The 12,913-nt window shown below is 55.2% G+C and carries 9 protein-coding genes; 3 read left to right on the top strand and 6 right to left on the bottom strand.

The features are described 5' to 3' along the window. Positions 1–30: 30 nt before the first annotated feature. Together GS630_RS01730 and GS630_RS01725 are read right to left on the bottom strand one after the other, a co-directional pair. Positions 31–915 carry a CPBP family intramembrane glutamic endopeptidase gene (locus tag GS630_RS01730; protein ID WP_171176871.1) on the bottom strand — a complete coding sequence of 295 codons (885 nt, stop codon included), beginning with the start codon at positions 913–915 and terminating at the stop codon, positions 31–33. Next, the gene (locus GS630_RS01725; protein WP_171176869.1) at positions 908–4,015 is read right to left on the bottom strand and encodes an ABC transporter transmembrane domain-containing protein; all 3,108 of its coding nucleotides are present in this window, start codon (positions 4,013–4,015) and stop codon (positions 908–910) included. Before GS630_RS01725 ends, GS630_RS01730 begins: the two co-directional genes overlap by 8 nt. Positions 4,016–4,262: 247 nt before the next feature. On the opposite strand from GS630_RS01725, the gene GS630_RS01720 reads away from it, so the two are divergent. From GS630_RS01720 to GS630_RS01710, 3 genes are all read left to right on the top strand, one after another. Continuing rightward, positions 4,263–5,024, top strand: coding sequence for a DUF6478 family protein (locus tag GS630_RS01720; protein WP_171238318.1), 762 nt, complete (start codon positions 4,263–4,265; stop codon positions 5,022–5,024). Positions 5,025–5,035: 11 nt separating this feature from the next. Further along, the gene (locus tag GS630_RS01715) at positions 5,036–5,395 is read left to right on the top strand and encodes a hypothetical protein (protein ID WP_171621020.1); all 360 of its coding nucleotides are present in this window, start codon (positions 5,036–5,038) and stop codon (positions 5,393–5,395) included. Positions 5,396–5,472: 77 nt separating this feature from the next. Further along, positions 5,473–6,999, top strand: a complete 1,527-nt coding sequence (locus tag GS630_RS01710) for an MFS transporter (RefSeq protein ID WP_171621019.1) — start codon at positions 5,473–5,475, stop codon at positions 6,997–6,999. Between the two features lie 111 nt (positions 7,000–7,110). On the opposite strand, the gene GS630_RS01705 is transcribed toward GS630_RS01710, so the two are convergent. The 4 genes from GS630_RS01705 to GS630_RS01690 form a co-directional block, all read right to left on the bottom strand. Further along, positions 7,111–8,451 carry a S41 family peptidase gene (locus GS630_RS01705; RefSeq protein ID WP_171176860.1) on the bottom strand — a complete coding sequence of 447 codons (1,341 nt, stop codon included), beginning with the start codon at positions 8,449–8,451 and terminating at the stop codon, positions 7,111–7,113. Positions 8,452–8,457: 6 nt separating this feature from the next. Then, positions 8,458–9,588: a murein hydrolase activator EnvC gene (locus GS630_RS01700; RefSeq protein ID WP_171621018.1), complete on the bottom strand. Its 1,131-nt coding sequence runs from the start codon at positions 9,586–9,588 to the stop codon at positions 8,458–8,460. Beyond that, on the bottom strand, positions 9,585–11,102 hold the full coding sequence (gene gpmI / locus GS630_RS01695; RefSeq protein WP_171621017.1) for a 2,3-bisphosphoglycerate-independent phosphoglycerate mutase: 1,518 nt from the start codon (positions 11,100–11,102) through the stop codon (positions 9,585–9,587). Before gpmI ends, GS630_RS01700 begins: the two co-directional genes overlap by 4 nt. Before the next feature lie 102 nt (positions 11,103–11,204). Beyond that, positions 11,205–12,875, bottom strand: a complete 1,671-nt coding sequence (locus tag GS630_RS01690; RefSeq protein WP_171621016.1) for a sulfatase-like hydrolase/transferase — start codon at positions 12,873–12,875, stop codon at positions 11,205–11,207. Positions 12,876–12,913 lie beyond the last annotated feature (38 nt).

The raw sequence follows: 12,913 nt of genomic DNA, 5'->3' as shown, positions 1-12,913 counted from the left end.
TCAAATAAGGCGCAACGGAAGGAAATGCAATCAACGCCTGAGCGCAAGCCGCGCGGCCAACCAGCAAACGAACATAACCGCCAAGTCCACCAACAGCCAAGGGCGCAGCTGTTCCGGGTCAGACGTGTCAAAGGGCAGCACAAAAAGTGCCAACCCGCTGAGACTGTCGGGCAATGAAATGAACAGCAAAGCGATGAAATTGTTGAAAAAATGAAGGGCGATGGCAGGTCCCAAAGTGCCTGCTCTGGCCGTCAGATCGGACGCCAGCAGCCCAAAAACAAAGGCCCAAAGCGCGATCAAGAGCGCATTGCCCCCCGCCGCGTCTGGTGAATAATGGCCTGCTGCAAACAAAATGGATGGCAGGCCCATCCAAATGATCGGTGAACTGAACCGCGCTGCAAGAGTTTGCTGGATATACCCGCGAAACAGGATTTCTTCGGCACTGATTTGAATCAGGACGGCGCAGGCCGCAATCGGAAGCAACAGTGCCCATGTTGTCAGCGGCAGCTTTTGCGTCAGCTCTCCACCCATCCCGTAAGGCGGCAGCAGAAACCCGATCACGCCGAGGATAATCAAGGCTTTTAGAACTTTGAAAAACTGCGCTATGGCAATGCTGCGGTCTCCAATTATGGACCAAAGTGTTCTTTGTTGAATCTTACGGGCGGCGATGGCCACAGCTAAGGTTATGAACCCGAAACTCATCAGCAGCAGAATTAATGCAAGCGGCGAGCTCCCCACCAAAAGTTCCTGTGCCCATTCGTCTGGGCCCATCTCTACGAGCACGGCAAAGAACACCATGTTCAGGAGGCTGACCAATATACCGATCAACAATAGGCCCAGAAGCAGACGCCAAACCTCGGGCCGCTTGCGCGCGGTTTCCGTCAGATAGGCGTGTGGGGTGTATGCCTCAGGCATGGTTGTTTGAACTCTCTGGCTCTGTGTCTTGGGACACCGAGGGCAACACGTCCTCGGCGTTTTGGGCAGCCGAGATCCTCGTGGAAAGCGTTGTCAGATAACCGGCAACGGTTCTGAGCAACTGCGTAGCAACGGTTGCATCGCTTTCAACCACGGCACGCAGCTCCTCGGCCCCGATGCGCAGGAACAGACAGTCTTCTGTGGCGACCAGATCCAATTGGCGGTCTTCACCTGTAATGATCGACAAATCTCCGATGAGGCGCCCTGGCTCGATGATCGAAATCGGACGCTTAGTTCCATCATCGTTGAACCAATCCAACCGAGCCTGGCCCGAAATGCACAGATATGCGGCATCCGGGGCCTGCCCGCGCGAAAATATGACTTGTCCAGCTTTGACCTCGTACCATTGGGCTGAAAATGCAAGGAGCCGCTGGTTGCGCCCATCCAGACTTGAAAACAACTCCGTGGCCGAAAGGATTTCAAGCTTCCGGCTCAGATCATCCGAGGTGCTGCCCGTATGTTCAGATTTGCTTCGGGAAACGCCGTCAATTCGGCCCTCCTTGATTTCAATAAACAAATCATAGGCTTCGGGATGAGCAAAGTGATCTTCCATGAATATCATAATCGAGTCGGGCAAAAGCTCGCGCAGTTTCAAACGTGTGCGCAACCGGCTTTCTGAATCGTGACTGGCCAATGCCTTGTCCAGAATCAGGACATCTGGGCGTTTGATCCCAGCGCGCGAAAACGCGGCGCGTTCCTGAAAAACGGTTGGCAGATTGTTACCGCCCAGACCGGATGGCAGATCATAGATGATCGCAGCGGCTCTGCGACGAAGCCCCGCTTCGTTAAGGGCTTCGGCGACCACATCCTCGATTTCGTCCGCATGTGCACCCGCCATCAGAGAAACCCGACCATAGATCGCGTTCTCCATCACGGTCAGTCGGGGCACGTAGAGATCGGGCGTGACTGGCATGAACAATCCGTCCATTGCACCCCGTAACCGCTCGGCGTGGCTTTTTCGGATCGTCAGGATTTTGTCCTTATATTCCTCGGGGAAGTCCGGTCCGATCTGCTCGGCGGTCAAAAGGAAAGGCACCGTCAACAGCAAAGCACGGTCTTCCGGGCTGAGTGCCATATCACCTTTGGCTTTGCGCTGATCCTCGATGTCGAGCAACCTGTGGAACATGTCTTTCGACATTCCGAGCCGAAGGAACAAGGGGTGGTCCGCGCCGTCCCGCCCGAAGGTTTTACTGAGTGTGTCCAGAACCGCATTGGAAATGCTCAGGGCTTCTTCTGCCAGATCATGCACAGTGAGCATTTTCAGGAAACGGGCATCCTCGACCAGATAGTCGGGTGAGATTTCCCGCGACGGTGCCGCGAACAGCAGGTTGCCGCCCAAAGGAACCGCCGGATTAAACCGATCCGGATCAAAGCGATAGACATAGCGGTCCAGACCTTTGTCTTTCAGACGCTCGGCAATTGTTTCCCGCAGATTGACCACTTCGCGGGCCAAAACGGGATGAATTCCGGGGTCAAACTGCGTGCGCAGCGTGCGACGGAACATGAACTCGTCAATCCCCATGGCTTCGACCAATTGGAACCACCAATCGCGGATATCTTCGATATCGTCCAAACCCGCCAAACCAGGGTCGATCCATTCATCGTTCAAAGAGTCGACCGGATTACCGGACCGGGCAGCTTCAATCTGCTTGCGAGTCGGAGCTTTCTGCGCTTCGGCATCGTGCTGGGGATGCGTGCGTAACGGCATCATCAGGTTATCACCCAGAGTTCCATCAAACAGATAGGGGCGCGAATACGCATAGCCAATCCGGGCTGCAATCACAGCCTGGTGCAAGTCGTTCAGGTTGTGGCCGGAAACGATCACTTCCCCCTGAACAGGCAGGATTTCTCGGGTTAAAAGCTGACCTAGCGCACTGCGTTCCGAGGCGTGAGTTGACTGGATCGCAACGCGGGCGCCGTGGGGGATGGTTAGATCCAGATCTTCCAAAATGGTTTTGCCGTCGCTGTCGCGGACTGTCACATTGCGCAGCTCAATCGCGCCGTCCAGGCGCGGGATTGACTCGGGTTCTCCGGAAAACAGCTCTTTGGGGATCATGTGGTCAGGGGCGAACCGTTCGGTCACAATTTCCCACCGCAAAGACATGTCCTGAACCTGGTTGTAATAGGTCAGCAAGTCCTTCCAGGGGCCACTCAGATCCTTGTAAGCCCCCAAAGCAGCGACCAGAGCGCCCACCGTCACCTCACCCGTAATCGCCAGATAACCACCCACGGAATAAAACAGAAAGGGCGTCATCTGAGTGATCAGATTGTTGAGGAACTTCATGAAGAATTTCTTGTTGTAGATCTTAAAGCGGATCTCGAACAATTTTCCTAATCTGTCGCTGAACTGGGCCAGACGATAGCGCCAGCCGCCATTGGTGCGCAGGTCACTGATCCCCGCAGCGCTTTCACCGATTTCCGAGCTTAGGCGCCGGACTTCCTGAATACGGTCTTTGTTCAGCAGGTTGATCTGTCGCTGCAATTTGGGGATCAGCCATGCCTGCAAGGGGATCAAAGCAATGCTGGCCAGTCCGAACCACACGCTTTGCATGAACAGGAATGTTACGATCGTCATCATCTGACCGAACTGGAACACGGGCTGAGCGATCGCGTCACCCATAAGGCCACCCATCGGTTCTGCTTCGGATGTAATCATCGAAACCAGCTCGCCCTGACTGGTGGTGGCAAAATAAGACTTTGGAAAGCGCATCGAACGTTCAATCAGCGTGAACCGCAACCGACGCAGCATGCGTTCTGCCAGGACACCCTTCATCGTGTTGATGCGCATTTTCATCAGGCCGCTGGCAATAACAGTCCCAAGAAACGCAACACACAATATCAACAGGTAATGAACTTGCGTTACGGTGATGCCCCAGATGGTGACCGTATCAGCCGGAGCGCCGATGGCATCGTTGATAATCTGCTTGGGCAGTTCCAACGAGGCGTAAAGGAAGGGAAATGACAGCACTGTCAGCAACAGCAAGACCAACTGCTGCTTCTTCGAGTACTTCCAAATGAAAGAAAATAATGTGGGCTCCATTTCACGGCCTTATAGATAGCTAAACGGATGTGTGGCTAAAACTGGGTGACCCATGTTGCAGGGCCTGACGGTACGCCGTGACTATGCCCATTGCAAGGCAAGACGGGCGCGCGCCATTCGTTGGCGCCTAACCCAAATTTGCGCCTGACCCAACTGAAAAACACGGCATGAAGATCGCGATTTCGTTATTGCGGTTTGTTGCTTGCACCATCTTGACTAAAGAGGCTGTGTATCGGACGACGAGGCCATGGGCAGAATTCTGGATCGTTATTTTCATCGCAAGGCACTGGACCGTTGGCGGCGGGCGGTGCAAAACGCGCAGGATGTCGGTCAAGCAGACTTGAAAATACAACGTGATCAGGCGCGTGTACTGCGCGGCCAACTCGATCAGTTGATTCAAGTGGCCGATTCCCGTCTGATCCGTCCCAAGATCGGATCCAGGCAGTTTCCAAAGCCTGTCGGCACCGACTGGAGCTGCAGGCCGGATTTGTGGCGTGGCCCTTTGGCGCAAACCGGCATAGCCTCAGCCCCACGCAAATCATCCCTTGATGCGCAGGTCAGCCTGTTTCATGACTGCCCTCTATCCGAGATTGCCGTACGGCAAATTCGAAATCGCGATGCACGCGATTTAGCCCCGTTTAGTCTGGCTGTTGAAGTCTTCAGTTTTGAAGGCTCGTTCCTTTCGGTGTCCGTCGATCTGCCAGAGGACGCAATACAGGACCTTTCTCGCGAGCATCTGATACGAATGGAGAGTGTGATCAATTGCGAAAAACCCTCTGGCATGTTCGCCCGCCTCAATATTCAGCACGGCCCCAATTCTGAGCAGGTGCTACGGGAATTATGCCCTTCAGAGTCCCAAAAAGCCGTAGATTTCGACCTGGCTCATCTGCCCCTGAACGAGCGTCGGATCGAAAAGATCTGGGTTGATTTGATCTTTGAGACCCCAAAAATGAACCGGATGGTTGTGCGGGACCTGACGTTCTGCCGCTTCCATCGTGCCGATTTGTGAGACGACCGGACATGACGCAATCAAAACTGACTTTCATCCGGTTCGAAAACGGGGTTTGGCAAGCCCATATGGGGATCGACCAGGAACCGGCAATTGAGGTTCAATACCTTGGTGAACCGCTGAACTCTGCCAGTCTTTCGCCGGCGGAAAATGGCTGGGATCTCAGTATCGAGGTACCCCGGTCAGCCCTGTCCGAAGGGGTTCATAGCTTTGTCATCTCGGATGCTGCAACGACTGAAAAACTAGGTGACTTTACTATTATCGCCGGTACCCCTGCTGCGGATGACCTTCGCGCCGAGGTTGCGTTGCTTCGCGCGGAACTGGACATGCTGAAAAGAGCGTTCCGTCGGGTGCACCACGACGACGACTGAGGCGTTAAGGCTCCCAAACTATCTTTTCAGCTATTTTCCGTGCATCATGGTCGCATTCAAAGTGGATCGCGCCCGACATGGACCGCAGCAGCATTGTTAAAGTCATCGCATTAATGGTGACAGGATTTGGGATCGGCATCGATTTTACCGGTGCTCTGATGCTGGTGCCTGCAATCGAAAACAGTTTTGATGCAGACATCACCAGCACTCAATGGGTTCTGAACATTTACGCCCTGTTTTTTGCCATGACTATGGTTGCGGGCGGGCGACTGGGTGACATGTATGGCCATCGTAAGATGATGATCATCGGACTGTGCATTTTTCTCTTCGCTTCAATCATGTGCTTTGTCGCGCCTAGCCTTGATTTTCTGGTTCTTGCCCGTGCCCTGCAGGGAATTGGCGCAGGATGTGTTTGGCCCTGTACACTGGCCTTTGGCGCGACCAAAGTGTCCAGACCAGAACACCGGGCCCTTGTTATGGGCCTGATCCTGGCGGGTGTGACCACCGGCAATGTGTTTGGGCCTATGATCAGCGGACTGGCCGTAAATCTGGGAGAATGGAGATATTTCTTCCTAGCCAATGTCGTTTTCTCATGTATTTCGATGGCCACCGCCCTAATCCTGATGGAACGCGAGACGCAGCACAAAAAGGACGAACATCTCGATCTCGCTGGCATGGGTCTCTTGGCGTTTGCCGTTCTGTTTTTGCTTTACGCGCTGGATGTTGGTGCGGATTGGGGATGGACATCAGTTCCGCTGTTAATGCTGTTTTTCATCAGCGCGGTGCTGTTCATTTTGTTCCCAAGGATAGAAAAACGTGTCACAGAACCGCTGCTTTTGCCTCAAATGATGCAGAACCGCCAATTCAGGATCACGCTTGGCCTGAATATGTTTAACGTCTCTGCCGCGTTCGTCGGGCTGCTCTACTTCCCTCAATACATGCAAAAGGTTCTGGGCTGGTCGGCCTTTGAGTCCGCTCTGGGACTGGCGCCGCTCACGGTGCTTCTGGCTGTGGGATCGATTGTCTCGGGCACGTTGTATAATGATTTCGGACCCAAGCGACTTTTGTTCTGGGGTTATATTATCGCCACAATCGGGGCCGCGACAATTGTCGTAATGCCAAGCGATTTAGGGTATTTTCGCATTTTGCCCGGTATGGCAATGATCGGGCTGGGCGCGACACTGACGGTCGGGCCATCCGGAACGGCCGCCGTCTGCGCAGTCAAACCCGAACGCGCTGGCCTTGTCGGTGGGCTGAGTTTCATGACGCATCTGGTGTATGGTGCCATTTCCGTCGCTTGCGCCACCGCCATCATGTATGTCGTAAGCCTATCCAAATTGCGTGAAGGTTTGACCGCGGCAGGGATCAAGTTGAACGGGTCGGACCTGAAGGCGATCAATGGCGGTACACTGGATACACCTTCGGCCCAGGCGGTGATCGGCCATCTGAGCGAAGCTGACCTGGAAAAGGTTCATTTCGCCCTGTCCGCTGCTTTCAACAGCGGTATGAGCATGGCGTTTGTCTTTTCGACCGTGTCCGTATCGGTGGGTATCGTCCTGGCGCTTCTGCTGGATGAAAAAAAGCTACACAAGATCGAAGGTTAGCCCGATTTCACATACAGTTGAAACGCGCCCCGCCAGCGACCTCTGAACCCGAATTCTATCAGTGACGTTTGCACAAAGAAAATGGGCCGTGTTCGCCGCGGCCCCGTTTTGTTATTGAGACGGCCCGTCGGGGTTAAACGCCGAAAGGCCTTTGAGGATGTCGATGGCATATGCCAACTGATAATCCTCTTCCCGCAGTTCAGCCGTGGCTTCGGCTTTGGCACGGTCTTCTTCAATCTGGCGAATTTCATCTTCGCTGAGGCTGTCATTGTCCAGGCTGCCACGCAGCTCGGCCTCTGATCGGGTAAAGCGGCTATCCTCTTCCTCTTCAGTCTCGGGCTGCGGCCTTGGCTGTTCCACGATAATATCAGGGCTGACACCAAGGGCCTGAATAGAACGACCCGACGGTGTGTAATAGCGTGACGTGGTCAGACGCATGGCCCCGTCACCTCGCAGAGGCATAACCGTTTGCACGGAGCCCTTCCCGAAGCTTTTCGTGCCGACCACAATCGCACGGCGGTGATCCTGCAATGCACCGGCCACAATTTCGGACGCCGATGCCGAACCACCATTGATCAGAACAACGATTGGTTTGCCTTCAGCCAGATCGCCGGGCGAAGCATTAAAGCGCTCTCCCTCTTCCGGATCACGGCCGCGGGTCGAAACGATTTCGCCTTCGTTCAGGAACGCATCCGAGACTTTGATCGCCTGCGTCAGCAAGCCGCCCGGATTGTTGCGCAGGTCCAAGACAAATCCATTGACCTTATCGATGCCACCGGCTTCCTCGATCTGTTCCTGCAAACCTTCTTTAAGGTTCGGGAAGGTCTGGTCGTTGAACGTGGTAACTCGCAGAACAACGCTGGTGCCTTCGGTGCGCGCACGAACAGCCGTCAGTTTGATCGTGTCCCGGATGATCGTGACGTCGAAAGGATCCGGCTCACCTTCGCGAACGACGGTGATCACAATCTCGGAACCCACCGGGCCACGCATCAGGTCAACAGCCTTATCCAGCGTAAGGCCCAGAATGCTTTCGCCATCTACATGAGTGATAAAGTCCCCGGCTTCAATTCCAGCCGCATCGGCAGGGGTGTCGTCAATCGGCGATACGACTTTGACAAAACCGTCTTCCTGCGTGACTTCGATACCAAGCCCGCCGAACTCACCCCGGGTCTGCACGCGCATCTGTTCGGCATCGTCGGGCGAAAGATAGCTGGAATGCGGATCAAGCGAGGTCAACATGCCATCAATGGCTGCCTCGATCAGCTCTTCGGGTTCGACCTCTTCAACATATTGCGCGCGGATGCGCTCAAAAATGTCGCCAAACAGATCCAGTTGCTCATAGACGCTGGCCTTGTTTTCGGCCTCCTGCGCCAGCAGTGGTCCCGCTATCTGGGTCGTTGCAAGAATTCCTGCCACAGTTCCGGCCAGACCGGCCATCACAAATCTCTTCATACTCGTTTATCCATCCTTGTCGGTCCGGAACCATGTTTCCGGGTCCACGGGGCTGTTATCTTCTCTTACCTCTATATAGAGCGTTTCTGAGCGATCAGTTCCAGTGCCATCACCGCTTGTTGACAATATTGCGCCAATTTCGGGCGTTTCACCGGGCATCAAGCCCACCGGAGTGCCCTCGGGGATCACCTGACCGGGGTGGCCATAGACCTCTTGCAACCCGGAAAACACAAAAAGCAGCCCCGGTTGCGGTTCGAGAATGACCAGATTCCCCAGATCCAATAAGGGACCTCGATAACGGATCGTGGCCGCCGTGGGCGAAGTAACCAGCGTACGCGGACGTGTTCCAAGCACCAAACCGGCGCGTGTCACCCCCGCAGCGTCCGTTTCGCCAGCTTTGTGCAACAAGACGCCCTGGACCGGCAAAGAAATCTGCCCTTTCTGACCCGAAACATCCGCATCAGTTTCAATGATCTCGCCTTCCGAGATTTCAGATAGTCCACTTGCAAACCCGTCCAGCGTTTCGGTCGAGGAAATCAGAATGGCCGTGCGCACTGGGTCCTCGACAAATCGTCTGGGCAGATCTGTGCGATCGGCGATGGCTTCGCTCAGGCGCGCGCGTGCATCCTGAACGCCGCTAAGACCCTCAGTCAGGGTTTCCGACGCGCTTTGTTGCAGCAGGCGCAGTGTCTGTACCTCGTTCAGATCATCTGCCAGAGCCTGCGCTTTGGCGTTCAAGCCCGGAGTGACCTCGGACAGCATCATACCGGCCCGCGCCGCGCCCAATGGGCCGGATGGATGCAACATCAAAACCGGAGGCGCCGTTGTTTCAATGGTTTGCAAAACGCCGATCAACTGCCGGACGTCCTTTTCGCGCGCCTGCAACTCGGCGCTCAGCTGCGCCTCGCGGGTTGCGGCCTGGCGCAGCCCTTCCCGCATCGCGCTCAACCCCGCTTCATAGGCTTGGATCGTTTGGGTAAGCGCACGTACGCGGTCTCGGGCACCGTCAGCCTCGCTTAGCGAGATTGAGGCGTCCTCCAACATCTCTGCGGCTTTCAATGCCGCGAGCGATGAATCCGACTGGGCCAGCGCCGGAACGGCTGAAATCAGGAAAGCCGCAAGGGTCGCCAGTTTCATGACAAAAGGCTTTCTCCGGTCATCTCTGGTGGTTTTGGCACGCCCATCAACTCAAGCAAGGTTGGGGCCAGATCCGACAAACGCCCCTGCCGTAATTGCGCCCCTTCAGGCCCACCGACCAGCGCCACCGGCACCGGGTTCAGTGTGTGGGCGGTATGCGGACCACCCGTCTCGGGATCAAGCATCATTTCGCAATTGCCATGATCTGCGGTGACAATCATCGCACCGCCGGCCTTTTCCAGTGCAGCAACAACTTGTGCCAGACCTTGATCCACAGCCTCACACGCTTTGATCGCCGCCTTCAGATCACCGGTATGGCCCACCATGTCAGGATTGGCATAGTTCGTGACAATCAGGTCATATCCGTCTTCGATAGCCTCAACAAATTTAGCCGTGACCTCGGCCGCCGACATTTCGGGTTGCAGATCATAAGTCGCAACCTTTGGCGATTTAGGCATAAAACGATCTTCACCCTGCTCAGGCGTCTCTTTGCCGCCGTTCAGGAAGAAGGTTACATGCGGGTATTTCTCGGTTTCGGCCAACCGGAACTGGCGCAACCCCTGTTTGGCCACCCATTCACCCAGAGTATTCGCGATGGCCCGTTTGGGAAAAACCGTGGTCATATAGGCGTTGTGGCCGTCCGAATATTCGACCATGCCCAGCAGTGTCGAGAGATTGGGCCGCAGCCCTGTATCAAAGTCAGAAAATCCCGGCTCTCCAATGGCGCGCAGGATTTCCCGCGCCCGATCAGCTCGAAAATTGAGGCAGAAAAACCCGTCGCCGTCTTGAACGCCCGTGTAACCATCAAGAACGGTCGGGGTGATGAACTCGTCTGACTCAGACTGGTTATAGGCATGATCGACCGCACCATGGGCGCTTTGCGCCGCCCTTCCCTGCCCTTTGATCATCGCGTCAAAGGCTTCGCTGACACGCTCCCAGCGATTGTCTCGGTCCATGGCAAAATAGCGTCCGCAGACGGTCACAATGTGCGCGTTTTCGGGCAGGCGCTCTTCCAGTTCCGCGATATAGGTCAGCGCCGATTTTGGTGCTACGTCCCGCCCATCGGTGACTGCGTGCAGCGCAACTGGGACACCCGCGTCGGTGATTGCAGTCGCCGCGGCGACAATATGGTTCAGATGCCCATGCACGCCCCCGTCCGAGATCAGTCCCATCAGATGCGCTGTCCCGCCTGCGGCTTTCACTTTGGCGATAAATTGTTGCAGCGCTTCATTTTCCAAAAATGACCCATCTTCGATAGCCAGATCGATCTGACCCAAATCCATGGCGACAACGCGGCCTGCGCCGATATTGGTGTGGCCAACCTCTGAATTGCCCATCTGCCCGCTGGGCAGACCAACATCGGGTCCGTGGGTGATCAGCGTTGCATGAGGGCCTTTGGCCATGATCGCGTCAAAGGTCGGGGTGCTCGCAAGATACGGCGCGTTGGCTTTGGTGTCTTCGGACAGCCCCCACCCATCGAGAATGCACAAGACAACAGGTTTGGGCGCGGCCATAGAATTTCTCCGATTACTGCTCGTGCGCTTCTTCTATCGCCTTGCCCTCGGCGGGTGAACCACCTTTGGGCAGGTGAAAAAGATTTAATAGACGCAGAGGCGCTATTCCTTAAGGTAGCTCTTGTATGGACGTGCCTTTCGATTGCGGTACTTCACAGTCAGGTCCAAAGGCGCGTCGTTTTCGTCGTACACACCCAAGACAATGCCTCGGCCTCTGCTTTTGGTACGCATATCTATCAATTGCTGTTCCGACCTCGTGGTGCGTTGTGACGGTCGCCGCGCCCATGCGAACAGGTGATCATACATTTCAGCGATCACGTTTGCATGCTCTGCGCTGTTGCCCAGATCATTCAGTTCCTGAGGATCGTTTTCCAGATCAAACAGGATCGGTCTGTGCCCACCTTCGCAATGGATCAGCTTCCACTTTTTGTTGGCCACCATGAACATCACCGCTTCGCGAACCGACACTCCCACGATATCAGCGATCGGTGAGCCTGAGTAATCGTATTCGCAGATGACAAAGTCCCGGGGCACCTCTTCTGCTGTCCCATGCAGGATGGGCAGCAACGAATGACCTTCAAGGATATGAGTGGCAACGTCACCGCCTGCCACATCAACAAAGGTTGGAGCCAGATCGATGGACTCGACCAACGCATCACTGACCGTCCCGCGTGTCGCATCAGCCTCGGGCGATGGATCATAAATGATCAGGGGCATTTTGGTCGAAGCATCGTGAAAAAACGTCTTCTCACCCATCCAATGATCACCAAGAAAATCACCGTGATCCGAAGTTAGAACGATCATCGTGTCGTCCATCCGCCCGGTTTTTTCCATCCAGTTAAACAGACGCCCCATCTGATTGTCGGCTTGTTTGATCAAGCCCATATAGGCTGGGATCACCGCCTCACGCACATCCTGTCGGGAAAAGGTCTGGCCAATCTTTGTGTCCATGAAAGCCTTGAGCACCGGGTGCGCATTTTGCTGCTCAGCCTCGGATCGTACCACGGGCAAAACATGCTCTGGACCATACATTGAGGCATAAGGTTCTGGCACGATGTAAGGCCAATGCGGTTTGATAAAGCTCAGGTGGCAGCACCACGGGCCATCATGCGTTTCCATAAACTCGATACCGCGCCCTGTCAGATAAGGCGTTTCACTGTCTTCTTCGGCGATATTTGCGGGTTCCGGCGCATTTTTCAAAAACCAGCCGGACAGAACATTGCCATCTTCATCCAGACCTGAGTTGGCAAAATCATGCCAGGGATTGTCGCTCTCATACCCCTTGGCCTTGAGGAACTTGTTGTACTCCTTCGCTCCGTCCGGATCGTAAAACCCGTCGGGACCCTCGGGCAACATACCATCATCGCGTTCGAATACGTCAAAGCCGCATTCGGCAACCCGGGCACCGATCAGGCTGTCAGGTTCCAGCCCCAACCGCGCCATGCCTTCTGCGTCCGCCCGCATATGAGTTTTGCCGACCAGCCAGCAGTCCATTCCCGCCTTGCGCAGATGGTCGCCCATCGTGATCTCGCCGACTTTGAGCGGAATACCGTTCCAAGACGCCCCATGCGAATGCACATAGCGCCCGGTATAGGTCGACATGCGCGAACTACCGCAGATTGGGGATTGTATGTAAGCGCGGTTAAACCGAACGCCTTTGGCTGCCAGGCGATCGATGTTGGGGGTGTGCAGGTGTGGATGCCCGTAACAGCTCAGGTAGTCCCAGCGCAGCTGGTCGAACATGATGAACAGGATGTTTTTTGCCTTGGCCAATACCACGCCCCCAAACCTTATGGAGACCTAGTTAGCCA

The organism is Ruegeria sp. HKCCD7303, from assembly GCF_013111185.1.
Lineage (GTDB): Bacteria > Pseudomonadota > Alphaproteobacteria > Rhodobacterales > Rhodobacteraceae > Ruegeria.
The sequence above is the reverse complement of the archived record's forward strand: the minus strand, read 5'-3'. Positions and strand labels throughout refer to the sequence as shown.